Origin of the sequence: Leucobacter chromiireducens subsp. solipictus (assembly GCF_016758195.1) — a bacterium.
GTDB lineage: Bacteria > Actinomycetota > Actinomycetes > Actinomycetales > Microbacteriaceae > Leucobacter > Leucobacter solipictus.
This window is the reverse complement of record NZ_QYAC01000004.1, coordinates 269,601-288,945: the sequence shown is the minus strand read 5'-3', so window position 1 is coordinate 288,945 and position 19,345 is coordinate 269,601. Positions and strand designations below refer to the sequence as shown.

Below are 19,345 nucleotides of genomic sequence, written 5' to 3'. Positions count from 1 at the left end.
CCCCTCCCGTGATATGCTGAACGCTGGCCAACACTGAGTTCGTCGCTGGCTGCGGATGAACTCTTGTGGCAGACGCCCTGTAGCCGGGTTTCTGCGCTGGTCGTTCCCTCACCGAAACACGGTGTGCTGCGTCGCGTGCATTGCGTCCGAGAGGTCGTGAATGCGGGCGCAGCGTGGCCGAGAGAACACGCGATTCACCCATGGATCGCGGAACGCTAGAAACCTGAAAGGACCCACGTGTCGACTACGTCGCGTACCCGCTCACAGACCCGTCTTTCCCGCTCGCTCGGGATCGCCCTGACCCCGAAGGCCGCGCGCTACCTCGAGAAGCGCCCCTACGGACCCGGCCAGCACGGCCGCACTAAGCGTAAGAGCGACAGCGACTACGCCGTTCGTCTGCGCGAGAAGCAGCGTCTTCGCGCCCAGTACGGCATCCGCGAGAAGCAGCTCACCATCGCCTTCAAGGAAGCCCGTCGCCAGGACGGCCTGACCGGTGAGAACCTGGTCGAGCTCCTCGAGATGCGTCTCGACGCGCTCGTGCTGCGCGCCGGCTTCGCACGCACCACGGCGCAGGCGCGTCAGATGGTCGTGCACCGCCACATCCTCGTCGACGGCAAGATCGTCGACCGTCCCTCCTTCCGCGTGAAGCCGGGACAGCTGATCCACGTCAAGGAGCGCTCCGAGGGCACCGAGCCCTTCCAGGTCGCTGCTGCCGGCGGCCACGCCGAGGTGCTTCCCCCGGTTCCGGGCTACCTCGAGGTCGAGCTCGACAAGCTGCAGGCGCGTCTCGTGCGTCGCCCGAAGCGCGCTGAGGTCCCCGTGACCTGTGAAGTGCAGCTCGTCGTCGAGTTCTACTCGGGTCGCTAAGCCGCACCGAGCTCGTATCCCCGCAGGGGCACCGAAGAAATTCGGTGCCCCTGCGGCGTTTTCATGGGGAACGCATATCCAATGTTCGGGCAGTGCGACCCGCTAAGCTTGAGCTTGCTTTCTGGTGCGGCTGTGCCGTGCTTGCTCGCCGAATGGAGGAATGAGACATGCGCAAGCTGACGTGGCTGCTGGGCGGAGCCGTATTGGGATTCGTTGCCGCACACTTCGTGAATCAAACGCCGGAGGGGCGGCGCTTCTTCGACCGCGTCAACCGCGGGATGAGCGAGTTCAGTCGAGCGTTCACCTCGGGCTACGAGGCCGAGGCTGAACACGATGAGGCCACCACCGACGCCGAGCTCGAGGCCGCGCTGCGCGGGCTCTCGCAGAAGTCCTAACGTCCCCACCCCACCCCGCACCACCCCGACGTAGAAAGTACCCGGATGCAGACCGCTGAAATCCACCGCCGCTGGCTCGACTTCTTCGAGAAGCGAGGACACACCGTCGTGCCCTCCGCCTCGCTGGTCAGCGACGATCCCACGCTGATGTTCACCGTCGCGGGCATGGTGCCCTTCGTGCCGTACCTGTCGGGGCTGGTTCCGGCACCGTACCCGCGGGCGACGAGCGTGCAGAAGTGCATCCGCACGAACGACATCGAAGAGGTCGGTAAAACGCCACGGCACGGCACCTTCTTCCAGATGTGCGGAAACTTCTCCTTCGGCGACTACTTCAAATCCGACGCGATCAAGTACGCGTGGGAGCTGCTCACCACGCCCGAGGCCGACGGCGGTCTCGGCTTCGACGCGCAGGATCTCTGGGTCACGATCTACGAGGAAGACGACGAGGCCTTCGCGCTGTGGAAGGAACACTCCACACTGCCCGACGAGCGAATCCAGCGCCTCGGGAAAGACACGAACTACTGGTCTACCGGCCAGCCCGGCCCCGCGGGACCCTGCTCGGAGATCTTCTTCGATCAGGGCCCGGAGTACGGCATCGACGGCGGCCCCATCACCGACGACGATCGCTACGTGGAAATCTGGAACCTCGTCTTCATGCAGTACGAGGTCGCCGATGTGAAGTCGAAGACGGACTTCACGATCCTGGGCGAACTGCCGAAGAAGAACATCGACACCGGCATGGGGCTTGAGCGCGTCGCGTTCATCAAGCAGGGCGTGCAGAATATGTACGAGATCGACCAGGTGCGCCCGGTCCTCGATCGCGCCGCCGCGCTGGCCGGGAAGACCTACGGGGCCGATCACGCCGACGACGTCCGGCTGCGGGTGATCGCCGACCACGTGCGCAGCGGCCTGATGCTGATCGCCGACGGCGTCACGCCCTCCAACGAGGGCCGGGGCTACATTCTGCGCCGCCTGCTGCGGCGCGTGGTCCTCTCGATGCGTCTCCTCGGCTTCGAGGGCGCGAGCTTCGCCGAGCTGTTCCCCGTCTCGCGCGACGCGATGCAGGAGGCGTACCCGGCGGTCGCCGAGAACTTCGAGTTCATCTCCCGGGCGGCCTACGCCGAGGAGAAGACCTTCCTGCGGACGCTCGCCTCGGGCATCCAGATCCTCGACACGGCGGTCGCGTCCGCGAAGGGGGCCGCCGCCGCCGTTCCCGGCGACACCGCCTTCCTGCTGCACGACACTCACGGCTTCCCCATCGAGTTGACGCTGGAGATCGCCGAGGAAGCCGGAGTTGCGGTGGACCGGGGCGTGTTCACAGAGCTGATGCAGGAGCAGCGCGACCGCGCCAAGGCCGACGCGAAGGCGAAGAAGGGCCAGCGCGCGGACCTCTCCATCTACAAGGAGCTGCGCGGGCTGGGCGAGACCCTTTTCACCGGCTACGACGAGCTCACACAGGAGAGCCGCGTGCTCGGCCTCGTGGTCGACGGCGTCTCCGTGCAGGAAGCGCGCGAAGGCGAGATCGCCGAGGTCGTGCTGGCGGAGACCTCGATGTGGGCGGAGTCCGGCGGGCAGGACTCGGATCAGGGCCGCATCGTCGGCGACGGTTTCGAGGCCGAGGTGCTCGACGTGCAGAAGCCGGTGCCCGGGCTCGTGGTGCACACGGTGAAGGTCACGGTCGGCACGATCGGGCTGGACCAGCGCGCCGAGACGCGGGTCGACGCCGACTACCGGCGCGGCGCGACGCAGGCGCACTCGGCCACCCACATCGTGCACGCCGCGCTGCGCGATGTGCTCGGTTCCGGGGCCCACCAGACCGGCTCGTACAACAAGGCCGGGTACATGCGCCTCGACTTCTCGCACGGCGACGCGCTCTCGACCGAAACCAAGAGCGAGCTCGAGGAGATCTCGAACCTCGCCATCCGCGCCGACTACGACGTGGTGACCCGGGAGATGAGCCTCGACGAGGCGAAGGCGCTCGGCGCCATGGCCCTGTTCGGCGAAAAGTACGGGGACCGCGTCCGCGTCGTCGACATCGGCGGCCCGTGGTCGCGCGAGCTCTGCGCGGGAACGCACGTCTCAAGCTCCGCCGAGGTCGGCATGATCAGCCTCGTTTCGGAGAGCTCCGTGGGCTCCACGAACCGGCGCGTCGAGTCGCTCGTCGGCATGGAGGCGTTCCGGAACTTCGCCGCCGAGCGTGCGATCGTGCAGCAGCTGATGGGCGGGCTCAAGGTGCCTCGCGCGGAGCTTGTGGGACGCGTGCAGGATCTCGGGGCCCAGCTGAAGGCGGCAGAGAAGAAGATCGCGCAGTTCGAGGCGGCAAAGCTCGCGGAGCGGGTGCCAGAACTGCTCGCCGGCGCGGAAACGCTCGGCGACGTGCGCGTGGTCACCGCGGCGCTCGGCACCGTCGGGTCCGCCGACGACATCCGCGGACTCGCCCTGCAGCTGCGGGACCGCCTCTCGGCCGAGGCCGGCGTCGTTGTGCTCGCGGGCGAAGCGGCGGGCAAGCCCGTGGTGATCGCCGCGACCACCGAGGCCGCCCGCGGTGCCGGGGTGCGCGCGGGCGACCTCGCGAAGCTCGGCGCGAAGGTGCTCGGCGGAGGCGGGGGCGGCAAGCCGGACCTCGCACAGGGGGGCGGCACCGATCCCGGGCAGATCGACGCGGCGCTCGCCGAGATCCGGCGCACGCTCGGAGAGGCGGCGGGTGCGTAGCGGCGTTCGGCTCGGCATCGACGTCGGCAAGGCGCGGATCGGGGTCGCGCGGAGCGACCTGCACGGGATGCTCGCGACCCCGGTCGAGACGGTGCCGCGCGACCCGGAGGGGCGCGCCGACATCGCGCGGCTCCTCGGCATCGCCGCGGAGCTGGAGGCCCGAGAGGTCATCGTGGGCCTGCCGCTGAACATGCGGGGCGAGCGCACGCTGTCGACCGACGACGCGACCGGGTTCGCGGAGCGACTCGCGGCCGAGCTCGCCGCGAGCGCAACGCCGGTGCCGGTGCGCCTCGTCGACGAGCGGCTCTCGACCGTCTCCGCTCAGGGCCAATTGCGCCAGGTGGGGAAGAAGACGAAACAGACCCGGTCCATCATCGATCAGGCCGCCGCGGTCGTGATCTTGCAGCACGCGCTCGACAGCGAACGGGCGCAGGGCGCCGCACCGGGCCGCGCCGTCGAGCTCGCCGACGGGGAGTCAGAGGGGAATCACGCATGAACGCACGCACTCGGAACCGATCCGGGGGGACGGGGCGCAGAGTCGTCATCTCCCTCATCGTCACGGTGCTCCTGCTCGGCGGGCTCGCCGGGGCGGGGGCCTACCTGTGGTCGCAGTTCGGCACCCAGATCTCGCTCATGATGGGCTGGACCACCAACGACTACGAGGGCCCCGGATCCGGGGAGACGATCGTGGTGATCACCGAGGGCGAGATCGGCGAAGACATCGCCGCGAGCCTGGCCGAGGCCGACGTGGTGAAGACCTCCGACGCCTTCTACGAGCTGCTGCTCGCGCAGGATCCGGCCGTCGAGTTCCAGCCGGGGTCGTACCGCCTCAAGCTGCAGATGAGCGCCCAGGGCGCGCTCGACGCGCTCCAGGACCCGGCGAACAAGATGCAGCTCACGGCAATGATCCCCGAGGGCAAGACCGTGGGGCAGACGATCGAGCTGATCGCGGCCGGCGCCGACATTCCGCTCGCGGAGCTCGAGGCCGCCGTCGCGGATCCCGCCGCGTTCGGGGTGCCGGCGGGCGTCGACAGCCTCGAGGGCTGGCTCTTCCCGGCGACCTACGAGTTCGAGGAGGACACGACGGGTGCCGAGGCGATCCAGCGCCTCGTCGACCAGCAGCGCACGGTGCTCGACGAGTTCGGCGTCGCGGAGGCGGATCGCGAACGCGTGCTGAACATCGCCGCGATGATCCAGCGCGAGGGCGGGCGGATCGAGGACTTCGGCAAGGTGTCCCGCGTGATCCAGAACCGGCTCGATCAGGGCATGAAGCTCCAGATGGACTCGACCGCGCAGTACGGCATGGGGCAGCACGAGGACGGCTCCGTGTGGTCGACCGACGAGGCGCTCTCGGACGATAACCCCTGGAACACGTACGTGCACGAGGGCCTCCCGAAGGGGCCGATCGCGAACCCCGGGCGCGACGCGATCTCGGCCGCGTTGAATCCCGAGGCGGGGGACTGGCTCTACTTCGTGGCGATCAACCTCGACACGGGCGAGTCCGCATTCAGCGCGAACCAGGAACAGCACGACGCCGCCGTGGGGCTGCTGAACGAGTGGTGCGCGGCGAACCCCGGGAAGGGCTGCTAGGTGCCGGACCGGCCGGGCACGCCGGACCAGCTGGCCGTGCTCGGCTGGCCGATCGCGCACTCGCTGTCGCCGCGGATCCACCGCGCGGCCTACGGGGTACTCGGTCTGCCCTGGCGGTACTCGGCCGTGCGCTGCGCGGTGCCCGAGCTCGCAGCCTTCCTCGCCGGCCGCGGGCCGGAGTGGCGGGGCTTCTCCGTGACCATGCCGCTGAAGGAGGAGGCGTTCCGGCTCGCGACGACCCTCGACCCGATCGCGCGGGTGAGCGGCGTGGTGAACACGCTGATCCGACGTTCCGACGGTGCCGGCTGGGACGGCGCGAACACCGATGTCGCGGGACTCGCGGCGGCGATCACGGCGGCAGGCCTCGACGCGCGCCGCACGGTGGTGCTCGGCACCGGGGCCACGGCGGTGTCCGCGGTGCTCGCCGCGCAGCAGCTCGGGGCCGAGCGGGTGTGGGTGGCGGGACGCAACGCCGCCGCGGCGGCGGCCATCCGCGACCGGCTCGCGGAGCGGGGCCCGGTGGTGCCGTGCGAGCCGACGGACCCTGCGCTCGCGCGCATCGACGCGAGCCTCGTCATCGCGACGCTGCCCGGGCCGGTCGGGCGCGACCTCCCCGTGCCGGCGTCCCTCCTCGGCGTGCCCCTCTTTGACGTCGCCTACGACCCCTGGCCCTCGCCCCTCGCGGCGCGCTGGACCGCGGCAGGCGGCGCGGCGCACCCCGGGACCGCGATGCTCATTGAACAGGCGATCGTGCAGATCCGCCGCTTCCGGGGCGGCGATCCGGCGACGCCGATGACGCGGGAAGACACGGTGCGGGACGCGATGCGCGCGGCAGCCACGCCCGATATGGGAGGATAGTGGGTATGCTGCGTTGGCTTACCGCTGGAGAATCCCACGGCCCCGAACTGATCGCTGTCCTCGAGGGCCTCCCCGCCGGGGTCCCCGTCTCGCTCGACGAGATCCGGGCTGACCTCGCGCGCCGCAAGCTCGGCTATGGCCGCGGCTCGCGGATGAAGTTTGAACAGGACGAACTCAACGTCTCGGGCGGCGTCGTCCAGGGCGTGTCGATCGGCGGCCCCGTCGCCATTCGTATCGGCAACACCGAATGGCCTAAGTGGTCCGAGGTGATGTCCGCCGAGCGCACGGAGCTGTCCGAGAAGTCCCGCGGCCGCGGTGCCCCGCTCACGCGGCCCCGCCCGGGCCACGCCGACCTGGCCGGCATGCAGAAGTACGGGTTCGACGAAGCGCGCCCGGTGCTGGAGCGCGCGAGTGCCCGCGAGACCGCGGCGCGGGTCGCGCTCGGCGCGGTGGCACGCGCGTTCCTCGCAGAGCTCGGGATCGGGCTCGTCAGCCACACCGTCTCGCTCGGCGACATCGCGGTTCCCGCGGGCGGGGCCCTGCCGCGCCCGGAGGACACCGCCGCACTCGACGCGGATCCGCTGCGCTGCTTCGACGCCGACACGAGCGCCCGGATGGTCGCCGAGGTTGATGACACGAAGAAGTCGGGGGACACGATCGGCGGCATCGTCGAGGTCCTCGCCTATGGTCTCCCGCCCGGGCTCGGTTCCTACGTGCACTGGGATCGCCGGCTCGATTCCCGCCTCGCCGGTGCCCTCATGGGAATTCAGGCGATCAAGGCGGTCGAGGTCGGCGACGGCTTCGAGACCACCCGGCGCCGCGGCTCCGCCGCACACGACGAACTCCACATCGCCGACGGCCAGATCGCACGCGAAACGGGTCGCGCCGGTGGCATCGAGGGCGGCATGACCACGGGCCAGGTGCTCCGCGTCCGCGCCGGCATGAAGCCGATCGCGACCGTCCCGCACGCCCTCCCGACCGTCGACGTCGCGACGGGCGAGGAAGCGAAAGCGCACCACCAGCGCTCCGACGTCTCCGCGGTCCCGGCCGCCGGGGTGGTCGCCGAGGCCATGGTCGCGCTGATCCTCGCGGACGCCATCACCGAGAAGTTCGGCGGCGACAGCGTCGCGGAGACGAAGCGAAACCTGGAGTCCTACCTCGCGTCGATTCCCGAGCGGTTGTCGACCGTCATCGAGTCGTGACCGGGCATCGCCGGGCCGGGCGCGCCGCGGGTCCGCCCGCGGCGGTGCCGAAGCCCGCGCCGCCCACGACACCGGAACTGCAGCACCCGACCGAACCCATCGGTCTCATCCCGCAGTCCCCGCGTGGCAGTGGGCGACCGCGGCGCCGACGCCGGCGCCGTTCCGGCGCGAAGCTCCCCGATCGCGCGGTAGTGTTCGTCGGCCCCATGGCCGCCGGGAAAACGAGCCTCGGCAAGCGCGTGGCGAGGGAACTGGGCATTCCGTTCGTCGACTCCGACGCCGTGTTCGTGCGCGCGCACGGGGTGATCACGGACTTCTTCGCGACGCACGGCGAGGCCGAGTTTCGGCGCCTCGAGGCCGAGGTGATCGCGGCCGAGCTCGCCGCGCCGGGCGCGCGGATCCTCGCCCTCGGCGGGGGAGCGGTGCTCACCGAGAGCACGCGGGAACTGCTTGCGGGGTACCCGGTGGTGCTGCTCATGACCACGCAGGAAGCGGTGCTCCGGACGGCAAATATTCAGCGCCGCCCGCTGCTGCGGGATGACCCCGAGGCGTGGGGTCGGATCCTCGCCGAGCGCCGGCCGCTCTACGAGGAGGTCGCCGACGTGACCTACCGCACCGACCGTGCCACGAAAGAACAACTCGCGCGACGCGTCGCCCAGTGGGCGCGCAGCTTTACGAAGCAGGCGCGCGAACCGAAGCGAACAGACGGTGGCACCCCGCCGTCGAACAGGAGCGAATGATGACCGACGCACCCGTACCGGCGGCAGACGAGCAGCCGGTGACCGAGATCCAGGTGACGGGGGAGAGCAACTATACGATCACCGTGGGCCGCGGCATTCTGGACCGTGTGCCCGCGGTGCTCGGCGATCGCGTCGCCAAGATCCTGATCGTGCACACGCCGACCGTGGGCCGCGTCGCGAGCGAACTCCGTGACGCGCTCCAGGAGCGCTATGAACAGGTCCTCCTCGCCGAGGTGCCCGATGCCGAATCCGCGAAGCGTATCGAGGTCGCCGCCTTCTGCTGGCAGATCATGGGCCAGGCGGACTTCACCCGCACGGACGCCGTGATCGGGCTCGGCGGTGGCGCCGTGACCGACCTCGCGGGCTTCGTGGCCTCGACCTGGCTCCGCGGCGTCAGCCTCGTGCAGATCCCGACGAGCGTGCTCGGCATGGTGGACGCGTCCGTGGGCGGCAAGACCGGGGTCAACACCACGGAGGGGAAGAACCTCGTGGGCACGTTCTACGCGCCGACCGGGGTGATCTGCGACCTGGACCTCGCGGCAACCCTGCCCCGCAACGAGATCCTCGCGGGCTTCGCGGAGATCGCGAAGTGCGGCTTCATCGCCGAGCCGGAGATCCTTGACCTGCTCGAGGCCGACGTGGCCCGGGCGACCGATCCGGCGTCGCCGGAGTTCCGCCGCCTGGTGGAACTCGCCATCGGCGTGAAGGCCCGCGTGGTCTCGGAAGACTTCCGGGAGGGCGGGCTCCGGGAGATCCTGAACTACGGGCACACGCTCGGCCACGCGATCGAGCACGCGGAGCGGTACCAGTGGCGCCACGGCGTCGCGATCTCGATCGGCATGATGTACGCCGCGGAGCTCGGGCGCATGGCCGGCGCGCTCTCGGATGCCGCCGTGGATCGCCACCGCGCGATCCTGTCGTCGCTGACGCTGCCGCTGAACTACCCCGCCGGTCGCTGGCCCGGCCTGCTCGCGACGATGCAGCGCGACAAGAAGGCCCGCGCCGGCATGCTGCGGTTCATCGTGCTCGACGAGATCGGCAAGCCGCGCGTGCTCGCCGGCGTCGACGACTCGATGCTGCAGTTCGCCTACCAGGAGATCGCCAGCTGACCACTACGCGTCGAAACGACCCCGAGATCACGCGAAATTGCGCGTTTTCGGGGTCGTTTCGTTGTTTCGGGGTCGTTTCGCGGGGCCGCGGTCGGCGGCGGCACCCGCCCCGGGTGTGACCGAATGTGACGGCGCATTCCGCACAGCGAAACACGAACCCGATAGATTAGCGGAATGACCGGCAACAGGGCCGGCACGTGTGTGAACCCGGGGAGCCCCTCATGAGTCTTCGTCGTCATTTCACCGGAGGGCTCGCGCTCATCGCCGGTGCCGCTCTGCTCACCGGCTGCGCCACGGGCGCGGCCCCGGAGGGCTCCGGCGACGTCGCCGACGCGCCGAAGATCACCTTCCTGTACTCGCCGTACGCGGACTACGCCCCGTTCTTCCTCGCGGAGGAGAAGGGCTACTTCGACGACGCCGGGGTCGACGTGGAACTGATCTCGAAGAGCGGCAGCTCGGGCGAGACCTACCAGCAGGTCAGCACGGGCAGCATCACCGCCGGCGGCGCCACCTGGGGTGCCGGCCTGTTCAACGCCACCGAGGCGGGTGCCTCGCTCTCGGTGATCGCGAGCGTCTCCCGGATCCCCGAGGAGGGGAAGAACCCCGCCCCGCTGATGGCGTCCGAGCAGTCCGGCATCACGGACGCGAAAGACCTGAAGGGGAAGAAGATCGGGATCCCCGGCGACGGCGGCTTCGGCATCTACTCCGTCAACCTCGCACTGGAGTCGGTGGGCCTCAGCCTCGACGACGTCGAACTCGTGAACCTCACCCCCGGCGACATTCCGCCCGCCCTCGCCAACGGGTCGGTCGACGCGAGCTGGACGATCGAGCCGATCTCCTCGGCGATCACCGATAAGCAGCTCGGCCACGAGCTGCTCGACGTGAGCTACCAGGCGGGCGTCGAGCTCGGGGCGCTCGCGTTCAACACCGAGTACGTCGAGAAGTACCCGGAGGCGGTGACCGCCTTCACTGCGGCGTACCTGCGGGCGGTGCAGGAACTCGAGGCGGGCGGCTGGGACGATCCCGCCTCCCAGGCGATCATCGCCGAGTACACGGAGCTCCCGGTGGAGACGCTCGCGTCCATCGGCCTCACGGTGCAGGATCCCGAGGGTGCGATCGACTGGAGCGACGTGGAGCGCCAGGAGCAGTTCTTCCGCGACCGCGACACGCTCGAATTCGAGGGCGCGTCCTCGATCAAGGACATCTTCCGCGCGGATATCCTCGCCGACGCCGTGGCCCAGGCGGACGCCGCCGGAACCGCGGACACCGACGCCAAATGACGGGCATCTCGATCCGGAACCTGTGGAAGGCGTTCCCGAACGCGGAGGCGAGCGGTGAGGTGCTGGTCGCCGTGCAGGACGTGTCGCTCGACGTGGCCGAGCGCGAGTTCGTGTGCGTGCTCGGTCCCTCGGGCTGCGGCAAGAGCACGCTGCTGCGCGTTGCCGCGGGGCTGGAGCAGCCGAGCCTCGGCACCGTGGAGACCCAGAGCCGGCCGTCGGTCGTGTTCCAGGAGCATGGCGTGTTCCCCTGGCTCACGGTCGCGGAGAACATCGCCTACCCGCTGAAGCTGCGCCGCGTGCCCAAGGCGCAGCGGCGCGAGCGGGTCGCCGAACTGCTGGAACTCGTGGGCCTCACGGACTTCGCGAGCTACTACCCGTCCCAGATCTCGGGCGGCATGCGCCAGCGCACCTCGGTGGCCCGGGCCCTCGCGGACGACGGCAACGTGCTCCTCATGGACGAGCCGTTCGGCGCGCTCGATGAGCAGACCCGCGTGGCGCTGCAGCAGGAGCTGCTCAGGATCTGGGAGCAGACCTCGAAATCGGTGCTGTTCATCACCCACAGCGTGGACGAGGCGCTGACGCTCGCGGACCGCGTGGTCGTCATGTCGCACCGGCCCGGCCGGATCATTGATGATATCGAGATCCCGTTCGGGCGCCCGCGCGACATCAAGGAACTGCGCCGCGATCCGCGGTACGGCGAAATCACGGTGAAACTCTGGGATCTGCTGGAACGGCAGCCCGACGAGGAGGTGGCCGCGTGAGCGCCGAATCGCAGACGGGTACCCCCGCCATCCCGGCCGACATCGAGCGTCAGCTCGTCGCGGCGGTGCAGCAGGAGAAGGGCTCGCGCTGGACGCGCCGGATCGGGCCGTACACGCCGATCCTCCTCATCCTGGTCTGGGAGCTCCTCAGCCGCGTCGGCGTGCTCGACGTCCGGTTCTTCCCGGCCCCGAGCTCGATCATCGAGACGTTCGTGAAGATGCTGCTCGACGGCGTGCTGCTCGAACACACGGCGATGACGCTCTCACGCATCCTCATCGGCTTTGTGCTCGGCGCGGTGCCCGGCGTGCTGCTTGGCGTGCTGCTCGGCTCGGTGCGCCCGCTGCGACAGCTCCTCGAGCCGATCTTCGCGAGCCTGCTCCCGATCCCCAAGGTCGCGATCTTCCCGCTGCTGTTGCTGATTTTCGGCCTGGGAGAGACGAGCAAGTACGTGATCGTGGCGATCGGCGTGTTCTTCTACCTGTTCTTCAACACCATGAGCGGCGTCATGCAGACGCCGCCGCTGCTCAACGATGTGGCCCGGGCGAACGGTGCGACACGCATGCAGCGGTGGTTCACGGTGTCGTTCCCGTACGCGCTGCCCTCGATCTTCACGGGCCTCAAACTCGCCACGGGCGGCGCGTTCGTGATCATCGCGGCCTCCGAGTTCGTGGGGTCGCAGAGCGGGCTGGGCTATCTCATCTGGAGCTCCTGGTCGACGTTCGCCGTGTCGAAGATGTACGTCGGCATCGTGACCATCTCGATCCTGGGGTACGCGGCGACCTCGCTGGAGGGCTTCATCGAGCGCCGCGTGGTTCCCTGGGTGAAGTACTGAGCGAGGAAACGGACACCATGACTGAGACGGTCACGCTGCCGGCGGTGGAGCTGCACCGGCAGCTCGTCGCCGCGCTTGGCTCGGGAACCGGCGACGCCGGATCGGCGGCGGACGCGGGCGCGGACGCGGCGCGAGCCTCCCGCTGGCTCACCCAGGCCGAGCAGCTCGGGCTGCCCGGCTTCGGCGTGGGAATGCTGCTCCGGGATCTGGAACGGGTCGCGGCCCCGGACGGCGCCGCGATCGGTGGCGACGTCCCGCCACCCCAGGGCTCAGCGCCGATCGCGGCGCTTGACGCCACCGGCGTCCCCGGACCGCTCGCCCTCGCGACGGCGACGCGACTCGCCGCGGCCGCGGCGGCCGCGCACGGCGTCGGGGTGGTGGGGATCCGGAACGTGGGCGCGCTCGGGATCCTGGGCTTCGCCGCACGCGATCTCGCCGCCGACGGCGCGGTCGGGCTCGTGGCCGCCCACGCGCCGGCGAAGGTCGCGCCGTGGGGCGGGACGCGCCCCGTGGTCGGGACCAACCCCCTCGCCGTGGCCGCTCCGCGCCCCGACGCGCCGCCGCTCGTCGCCGACTTCGCGACCGCGCCGATCACGCAGGCGGCCCTGGCCGCGCACCGCGCGAGCGGCACCCCGATCGCCGCGGACATCGCGCTCGACGCGGCGGGCGCGCCCACGCTCGACGCGGCGCAGGTCGCGACGATTCTGCCGCAGCACCTGCTCGGCTCGCTCGGCGGGCTGCTGGTCGAGCTGCTCGCGGGCGTCGCCGTGGGCGGGCGCGTCCCGGCGGGACACGCCGCGTCCGGCCGAGGGGCCCTCGTCCTCGCCCTCGATCCCGCACGCGCGGGCGGCGCGCGTGCGGCGCTGGACACCGCGCAGCTCGCCGCCGATTGGTCCGCGGCCGGCGGGCACGTCCCGGCGCGCTTCGACGCCCTGCCGCTGGGGGCCGCCGTTCCGCGCGGCGACGTGACGGTCGCGGCCGAGAGCCTCGCGGCCCTGCGGGCGCTGCGGGACGGGGGACCCCGATGAGCGCGGCGCTGCAGCTCACCGTGACGCCCGAATCGGGCCTGCTCTCGGAACGACGCCGGATCCGCGTGGCTGGCGCGGTGCCCGGCTCGCTCGTGACGCTCCGCGCCGAGACGGTGCGCGGTGCCGAAACCTGGGCCGCGCAGGCGAGTGTGCTCGTGGGCGCCGACGGCACCGTGGACCTGGATACCTCGGCCCCGGTCTCCGGCGACTTCCGTGAGGCTGACGCGATGGGCCTGTTCTGGGCGCAGGCGCGCGTGACGGCGCACGGCGGCAGCTCCGAACCGCAGGACGTGACGGTGCCGATCGTGACCCGGTTGCGCGCATGGGGCGAACCCGGCACCGGGTATCTGGACGCGCCCGCGAGCGGGGATCCCGGCGCGGAACGTGCCGCGGTTCCGGCCGACTCCGGGCCCGAGACCGCAGCCGAGGTGCGCGTGGAGCAGCACCTGCTCGCCCCGGGCGTGACCCGCACCGAGCTGCGCGAGGATGGCCTCGTGGGCACGATCTTCCGCCCGCCGGGCGACGGCCCGTTCCCGACGATCGTCGTGATGAACGGCTCCGGCGGCGGGATCAACGAGGCGCGCGCGGCGCTGTACGCCGCGGCGGGGATTCAGGCGCTCGCGCTCGGCTATTTCCGCGCACCCGGCCTGTCCCACTTCATCTCGCGGACGCCGCTTGAGTACTTCGAGCGGGCGCTCGCCTGGGTGCAGCGCGAGCTCGAACCCCTCGGGGGCGCGCCGCTCGTGAGCGGGCAGTCGCGCGGCGGGGAGCTCACGCTGCTGCTCGCCTCCCGCTTCCCGGAGCGCATCCTCGGTGCCGTCGCGTTCGTGCCCGGGGCGTTTGTGTTCGGCGCGCAGGGTGCCGCGGATCCCGCCGAGGGGTGGGACGGCCCCACCTGGACCGCGGGCGGCGAACCGCTCGAGTACCTGTGGCACGACAACGCGGGCGTTACCTGGCACCCGTGGCACGACGCACCGCCGCCCAAGCGGCACGCTGACGTGTACGTCGATGGGCTGCACGACCGGGAGCTCGCTCAGGCAAGCCGGATCCCGATCGAACGCTTCCCGGGGCCGGTGCTCTGCGTATCCGGGCTCGACGATCGCGCCTGGCCCTCGAGCTACGCGTCTCGGCTCGCCCTCGACACCCTCGCCCGCCACGGCCACGCCGCCGAGCGGCAGCACCTCGACTACGTCGACGCCGGGCACGGAATCACGATCCCGCACCTCCCGAGCACCGAGATCGCGCGCACGCACCCGGTCTCCGGGGTGAGCTACTCGAACGGCGGCACCCCCGGGGGCAACGCCCGGGCCAGCGCGGATTCCTTTGCGCAGGTGTGCGCGTTTGTGCACCGCACCGCGGCCGCACGCACCCCACTTTCCCCACGAACGAAGGAGCAGTAATGCCGACGACGGAGCATCTGGCAGGGCAGTGGCGCGAGTGGCGCCACACGCGAGTCTCGGAGCTGACCCGACCCTACGGCTGGACCGCGCTGGTGGCGCAGTACTGGCTGCACGAGGGGACCTCGGGGAAGACGCTCGACGGGCTGCCGGGCACCTGGGCCGTCACCGACGGCCGCGTGATCTTTACCCCGCCCGAGTCGGGCCCGAACCTGTCGGTGAACGGCGAGTACCCCACGAGCCCCGTCGAGATTCCGACGGGACGCAACCAGACCTACGGCCACGGTGCCAGCGTTCCCGTCTACTTCGGGGACCGCGAGGTGGAAACGGTCCCGCGTACCAACGACGCGGGGGATCGGATCCTCGGGGTGCGTGTGCGCGACCCGCACGTGTCCGTGAGCGCAGCGGAGATCGGGTTGACGGCCTTCGACTACGATCCGGCCTGGCGCCTCCCGGCCGTGTTCACGCCGGCGGAGCGCAACGACGTCGAAGCGGTGACGGTCGAGACCGGCGTCCGCGAGACGACCACGCAGATCGGCACGCTCGCCTTCGAGCATGACGGCGCGCGCTATGAGCTGGTGCTGATCGGGAAGGATTCCGCCCACGGCGTGCAGCCCGTCGCGCACGTGCGGGACCGCACGAGTGGCCCGATCAGCTACGGCGCGGGCCGGGTCATCGAGCTGCAGTTCTCGGAGGACGGCGAGGGGCGCATCGACGTCATCGATTTCAACTACGCGCACGCGCTGCCCTGCGCGGTCACGAACTTCGTGACCTGCCCGCTGCCGCCCGCGCAGAACTCGCTCGACTTCGAGGTGCTCGCCGGGGAGAAGAAACCGGCGAACGACGTGGCCCGGGTCCTCACCTACGAGGCGTAGACCGGCCCCGCCCCTCGGTCATCGGACCGCAATATGACCCCTGAGCGACGAAACGACCCCGAAATTACGGCAATTACTGTAATTTCGGGGTCGTTTCGTGATTTCAGGGTCGTTTCGTGGACCCGAGCGTCGGCTCAGCGCAGCTGGAAGCCCTGGCCCTCGAGGATCAGGGCGAGCACCCGCCGATCCTCGCGGTGCATCACGCCCTCCACGAAGCGCGAGAGCGCGTGGTCGAGGGACACGGAACCCGCGCTCGCGGCGACCTTCTGCACGATGGCGACGAGGGTGCGCGGCGCGAGCACCGACTCCTCAAGCCCGGGCCGGCCGTCGATCTCTCGCTCGGCGCTCACGTAGTCGCTGAAACCGCCGCTGGCCGCCCCCGCGAACACCTGCTGGCTGATGAACGCCGCGCGCGCCACCCGTTCGAGGGCGTCCGCGGACCACTCGCGGGGCAGTTCGCCGCGCTCATCCACGATCGCGGCGGCCGCGAGGAGCGCGTTCTCCGCCGGGTACGCCTCGAACGCGATCCCGGTGTCGGGATAGTGCACCCGGTAGCTGTTCGCGCCGAAGCGGTTCACGAGCTCGGCGCTGAGCCGGTCCACGCCGCGGTAGCGGTGCGGGGTCTGCTCGTTCGCGGTGGCCAGGATCGCGAAGCCCGGCGCGATGCGCACCTCGCGCCCCGCATCCTCCTGCACGCCGAGGGTGTCGCCGGGGCGCAGCTGCAGGATCCGGTTGAGGCGCTTCAAGAACTCGGGCGGCATCGCGTTCACCTCGTCGAGGATCACGGGGCGGCCCTCCGTCATGGCCCGCAGCAGCGGGCCCGGCGTGAACACGCTCACCGTGGCGCCGTCCTCCGCCCGGAGTTCGTGCGTGCCGATGAGCTGGGCCGAGGTGATATCCCCGTAGCCGGACACGAGCTCGGGTTCACGGCCGAGCACGGTGCGCGAGAGGTGTTCCGCCAGCGCGGTCTTCGCGCCGCCGGTTTCGCCGAGCAGGAGTACCGGATTGCCGCGGTGCAGGGCGGGTGCCGCCTCCGCGATGATGCCGCGCATCTGCCCGGTGAGGAGCAAGCCGGAGCGCAGCTGCGCGCGCGCCTCGCGCAGCCGAAGCGTGCCGTGCGCCGTGAGCGCGGTGTCGCGGGCGGTGTCGTCAAGCGCGGCGACGGCGGTGCTGGGCGCGGCGGTGCCGTCCGGCCCGCGCAGCTCGGCAACCCGCGCGCGTTCGCCCGCGGTGAGCGAACGGTTCTGCGCGATGGCCTCGGCCACGAGCGTGTCCGCCGCGGTCCCGCGGTCCCGCTCCGCGAGTTCCGCCCGCCGCTCGTTGACGGCAACGCGGAGCGCGGCGGCGCGATCGTCGAGGGCCCGATCAATGATCGAGCGGTGCTCTGGATCGGCCAGGATCTCGCCGAGCCGGCTATCGAGCCGGGCGAGGTCAACGGCGTGCAATTCGCGAGCCGCGTCGCGGGTGCTGAGTGCGCGCGCCTGCCGTACGCGGCGGCGTTCCGCGGCGAGCTCCCGAGCTTCTGCGAGGACCGGGTGCGCGTCAAATGGGAGCATGAGGCTCACGCTATCATCCGGGGTGACCGCGCGACCGGATGACGCCGCGCGAGCCTGCTGCGCCGGGCCGGAGCAGGAGGCACGCATGCGCCACTCGATTTCAAAACGTCGCATATGTGCACCGGATAATCCGCGTCACGGGGCAGGAAAGCGCGAACGGCGTGAAGGGGACGTTCCCCGTCCGCGACGCCGCCGCTAGGGTGAGTGCATGGACACCAGTGAGCGCGAGGTGCGACGCCGCGGCGAACTGCGTGCGCGGCTGACCGCGGCCGGCGCGATTCTCGGCGTGCCCGTTGAGGTCACCGATGACGAGACGTGGGAGCTTGTCGACGGGGCGCTGCGGATCGGACTGGGCTGGTACGGGGCGCGGGGTCACGGGGACGCCGAGGCGATCGCGCTGGCGCTCCTGCACCTGTGGGAGGGCCCGCGCGGCGAACTCGTCGAGGCGACCCGTGCACGCCGGGTGCGCTCGATCGCCGCGCAGCGGCCCGAGACCGTGCCGCTGCTGCGCGCCGTGGTCCGGCTGCAGTCCGCCGCGGAACTCGTCGCCGCGTTCCCGGGCCTCCGTGGGCCGCTCGAGGTGGCGATGGCGCGGGAGCTCCCGTCCGAGCTGCGGTCGCTGCCGCGGCACCTGCAGTGGGTGACGGAGCTGCTGCGGCGCGGCGGCGCGGCGGGCGTGGGAGCCTCCGGGCCCGCGGTCGACGTGGATCCCGCGGTGGCTGCGGAGCTCGCGGCGCTCGTCGCGCTCGGGCACGGGGGCTTCGACCCGCTGCGCCGGGTGCTCGCACCGGATCCCCGGCGCACGGCGTTGCAGCGCACCGAGCGGGCGCTCGCCCTCCTGCTCCCGAGCTACGACGCGCTCCGGGCGCTCGACGCGGCGGATCGCGGGCTGGACGCGGCGGGCGAGGGTTCGGCGGAGTCCGCGGACGCGGGGGCGGCGCTCGACAGCGGCGCGGGATCGGCCGGCGCCGACGCGAGCCCGGGCGACGCCCCCGAACAGTCGGACGCCCCGGACGCGGCGTCGGCGGATGAACAGGAGCACGCCCGGCCCGGAGAGGGCAGCGACTCGGCCGAGGGCGCCGATCTGTTCGCCGCCGAACACGCGGGATTTGTGGAGACCATGCTGAGCACCCCGATGCCGGCGTCCGGTGCCCTGCTCGACGGGATCGTCGAGCAGGGGCTGGAAGCCCGCGCGGAGGGGGAATCGAGCGACCGGGAGCCGGCGGGTTCCGGCGGCGGCGACGCCCGCGGCGGGAGCACGGCGCTCGCGGCCTACCGGGAACGGGCGGCCGCGCTCGCCCCCGCGATCGAGGCGATGCGCGAGGTCTGGGCGCGGGTGATCACGGAGCGGATCGCGCGGCGCCCGGCGCTGAGTCGGCGCGCGGAGCCCGAGGGGGAGGAACTCGCCACGGATGCGCTGCCCGCTGCGATCGCCGAGGTGCTCGCCGGGGTGGCCCGCCCGCGCGCGTACCGCCGCCGCGTGTCGCGGCCCCGCCCGACACGGCGCGCAGGCCACACCGACTACGTGTTCTTGATCGACCGCTCGGCATCCATGCAGGGCCGGATCGCGGCCGCCGCGTCGGACGCCATGCTCGTGCTGCTCGAGGCCCTGAGCGGCGTCGAACGGGACGTGCAGCACGCCGAGCGCGCGCTCGGAAGCAGCCTCGAACTCGATGTGCGCACCGCATTGCTGGTGTTCGACGCCGAGGTGGAGATCGTGAAGCCGCTCTCCAGCGGCCTCGACGACGGGGTGCGACGCCGGCTCGACGCCGCGATCCGCGCTCCGCAGGGCTCCACGAACGACGGTGCGGCGCTCCGCGCCGCGGCCGCGCAGTGGGGCGGGACGGGCGGCGGTGCCGGCGCTGGCGGTGGGGACGGCCAGGAACGCAAGCGCATCGTGTTCCTCATCAGCGATGGCGGATCGAACGACCCGGTGGCCGCCGCCCGCGAGCTGCGCGCGCTCCGGAATCTCGGCGTGCGCGTGGTCGGCTGCGGCTTCGGGAGCGACGAAATGACCAACCGCTACGCGCCGGACGGTCGCCGGATCGATGATCCTGCGCGGCTCGCGGAGACGCTCAGCGCGGTGATCGTGGATGAGCTACCGTGAGGAGCACGAGCATCACACCACGAGCAGGGGATCCG

Annotated in this window: 17 protein-coding genes; 16 read left to right on the top strand and 1 reads right to left on the bottom strand. The window is 71.3% G+C overall.

Going from position 1 to position 19,345, the window contains the following annotated elements:
* Window positions 1–237: 237 nt before the first annotated feature.
* The 15 genes from rpsD to D3230_RS09170 all read left to right on the top strand — a co-directional run bounded on the left by rpsD (window position 238) and on the right by D3230_RS09170 (window position 15,647).
* A complete protein-coding gene (gene rpsD, locus D3230_RS09240; protein WP_087015579.1) occupies window positions 238–867 on the top strand; it encodes a 30S ribosomal protein S4 in 630 nt (209 codons plus the stop codon).
* 167 nt (window positions 868–1,034) lie between these two features.
* Complete coding sequence (locus D3230_RS09235) at window positions 1,035–1,262, top strand: hypothetical protein (RefSeq protein WP_202344734.1); 228 nt, start codon at window positions 1,035–1,037, stop codon at window positions 1,260–1,262.
* A gap of 45 nt (window positions 1,263–1,307) precedes the next feature.
* Window positions 1,308–3,974 (top strand): alanine--tRNA ligase, encoded by a 2,667-nt coding sequence (gene alaS, locus D3230_RS09230; RefSeq protein WP_202344733.1) that lies wholly within the window; start codon window positions 1,308–1,310, stop codon window positions 3,972–3,974.
* On the top strand, window positions 3,967–4,470 hold the full coding sequence (gene ruvX, locus D3230_RS09225) for a Holliday junction resolvase RuvX (protein ID WP_202344732.1): 504 nt from the start codon (window positions 3,967–3,969) through the stop codon (window positions 4,468–4,470). Before alaS ends, ruvX begins: the two co-directional genes overlap by 8 nt.
* Complete coding sequence (mltG, locus tag D3230_RS09220; RefSeq protein ID WP_202344731.1) at window positions 4,467–5,564, top strand: endolytic transglycosylase MltG; 1,098 nt, start codon at window positions 4,467–4,469, stop codon at window positions 5,562–5,564. Before ruvX ends, mltG begins: the two co-directional genes overlap by 4 nt.
* Window positions 5,565–6,422: a shikimate dehydrogenase gene (locus tag D3230_RS09215; RefSeq protein WP_202344730.1), complete on the top strand. Its 858-nt coding sequence runs from the start codon at window positions 5,565–5,567 to the stop codon at window positions 6,420–6,422.
* Between the two features lie 5 nt (window positions 6,423–6,427).
* Window positions 6,428–7,624: a chorismate synthase gene (aroC, locus tag D3230_RS09210; RefSeq protein WP_202344729.1), complete on the top strand. Its 1,197-nt coding sequence runs from the start codon at window positions 6,428–6,430 to the stop codon at window positions 7,622–7,624.
* Window positions 7,625–7,830: 206 nt separating this feature from the next.
* Window positions 7,831–8,364: a shikimate kinase gene (locus D3230_RS09205; RefSeq protein ID WP_237467251.1), complete on the top strand. Its 534-nt coding sequence runs from the start codon at window positions 7,831–7,833 to the stop codon at window positions 8,362–8,364.
* Window positions 8,364–9,473 carry a 3-dehydroquinate synthase gene (gene aroB / locus D3230_RS09200; protein WP_202344727.1) on the top strand — a complete coding sequence of 370 codons (1,110 nt, stop codon included), beginning with the start codon at window positions 8,364–8,366 and terminating at the stop codon, window positions 9,471–9,473. Before D3230_RS09205 ends, aroB begins: the two co-directional genes overlap by 1 nt.
* A 221-nt stretch (window positions 9,474–9,694) precedes the next feature.
* A complete protein-coding gene (locus tag D3230_RS09195) occupies window positions 9,695–10,753 on the top strand; it encodes an ABC transporter substrate-binding protein (protein WP_202344726.1) in 1,059 nt (352 codons plus the stop codon).
* Window positions 10,750–11,514, top strand: a complete 765-nt coding sequence (locus D3230_RS09190) for an ABC transporter ATP-binding protein (protein WP_202344725.1) — start codon at window positions 10,750–10,752, stop codon at window positions 11,512–11,514. Before D3230_RS09195 ends, D3230_RS09190 begins: the two co-directional genes overlap by 4 nt.
* Complete coding sequence (locus D3230_RS09185) at window positions 11,511–12,347, top strand: ABC transporter permease subunit (RefSeq protein ID WP_202344724.1); 837 nt, start codon at window positions 11,511–11,513, stop codon at window positions 12,345–12,347. Before D3230_RS09190 ends, D3230_RS09185 begins: the two co-directional genes overlap by 4 nt.
* 17 nt (window positions 12,348–12,364) lie before the next feature.
* Window positions 12,365–13,375 carry an Ldh family oxidoreductase gene (locus tag D3230_RS09180; protein ID WP_202344723.1) on the top strand — a complete coding sequence of 337 codons (1,011 nt, stop codon included), beginning with the start codon at window positions 12,365–12,367 and terminating at the stop codon, window positions 13,373–13,375.
* Complete coding sequence (locus D3230_RS09175) at window positions 13,372–14,775, top strand: acyl-CoA thioester hydrolase/BAAT C-terminal domain-containing protein (RefSeq protein WP_202344722.1); 1,404 nt, start codon at window positions 13,372–13,374, stop codon at window positions 14,773–14,775. The genes D3230_RS09180 and D3230_RS09175 overlap by 4 nt, the downstream gene beginning before the upstream one ends.
* On the top strand, window positions 14,775–15,647 hold the full coding sequence (locus tag D3230_RS09170; RefSeq protein ID WP_202344721.1) for a DUF1684 domain-containing protein: 873 nt from the start codon (window positions 14,775–14,777) through the stop codon (window positions 15,645–15,647). The genes D3230_RS09175 and D3230_RS09170 overlap by 1 nt, the downstream gene beginning before the upstream one ends.
* A gap of 134 nt (window positions 15,648–15,781) precedes the next feature.
* On the opposite strand, the gene D3230_RS09165 is transcribed toward D3230_RS09170, so the two are convergent.
* Window positions 15,782–17,317, bottom strand: coding sequence for an AAA family ATPase (locus D3230_RS09165; RefSeq protein WP_237467250.1), 1,536 nt, complete (start codon window positions 17,315–17,317; stop codon window positions 15,782–15,784).
* Between the two features lie 94 nt (window positions 17,318–17,411).
* On the opposite strand from D3230_RS09165, the gene D3230_RS09160 reads away from it, so the two are divergent.
* Complete coding sequence (locus tag D3230_RS09160; RefSeq protein WP_202344720.1) at window positions 17,412–19,310, top strand: vWA domain-containing protein; 1,899 nt, start codon at window positions 17,412–17,414, stop codon at window positions 19,308–19,310.
* The last annotated feature ends 35 nt before the right edge of the window (window positions 19,311–19,345 follow it).

Bases quoted from the DNA above. Each gene is read 5' to 3' on its own strand.
- D3230_RS09235 (WP_202344734.1), top strand. From the start codon at position 1,035: ATGCGCAAGCTGACGTGGCTGCTGGGCGGAGCCGTATTGGGATTCGTT.
- alaS (WP_202344733.1), top strand. From the start codon at position 1,308: ATGCAGACCGCTGAAATCCACCGCCGCTGGCTCGACTTCTTCGAGAAG.
- mltG (WP_202344731.1), top strand. From the start codon at position 4,467: ATGAACGCACGCACTCGGAACCGATCCGGGGGGACGGGGCGCAGAGTC.
- aroC (WP_202344729.1), top strand. From the start codon at position 6,428: ATGCTGCGTTGGCTTACCGCTGGAGAATCCCACGGCCCCGAACTGATC.
- D3230_RS09205 (WP_237467251.1), top strand. From the start codon at position 7,831: ATGGCCGCCGGGAAAACGAGCCTCGGCAAGCGCGTGGCGAGGGAACTG.
- aroB (WP_202344727.1), top strand. From the start codon at position 8,364: ATGACCGACGCACCCGTACCGGCGGCAGACGAGCAGCCGGTGACCGAG.
- D3230_RS09195 (WP_202344726.1), top strand. From the start codon at position 9,695: ATGAGTCTTCGTCGTCATTTCACCGGAGGGCTCGCGCTCATCGCCGGT.
- D3230_RS09190 (WP_202344725.1), top strand. From the start codon at position 10,750: ATGACGGGCATCTCGATCCGGAACCTGTGGAAGGCGTTCCCGAACGCG.
- D3230_RS09180 (WP_202344723.1), top strand. From the start codon at position 12,365: ATGACTGAGACGGTCACGCTGCCGGCGGTGGAGCTGCACCGGCAGCTC.
- D3230_RS09175 (WP_202344722.1), top strand. From the start codon at position 13,372: ATGAGCGCGGCGCTGCAGCTCACCGTGACGCCCGAATCGGGCCTGCTC.
- D3230_RS09170 (WP_202344721.1), top strand. From the start codon at position 14,775: ATGCCGACGACGGAGCATCTGGCAGGGCAGTGGCGCGAGTGGCGCCAC.
- D3230_RS09165 (WP_237467250.1), bottom strand. From the start codon at position 17,317: ATGCGACGTTTTGAAATCGAGTGGCGCATGCGTGCCTCCTGCTCCGGC.
- D3230_RS09160 (WP_202344720.1), top strand. From the start codon at position 17,412: ATGGACACCAGTGAGCGCGAGGTGCGACGCCGCGGCGAACTGCGTGCG.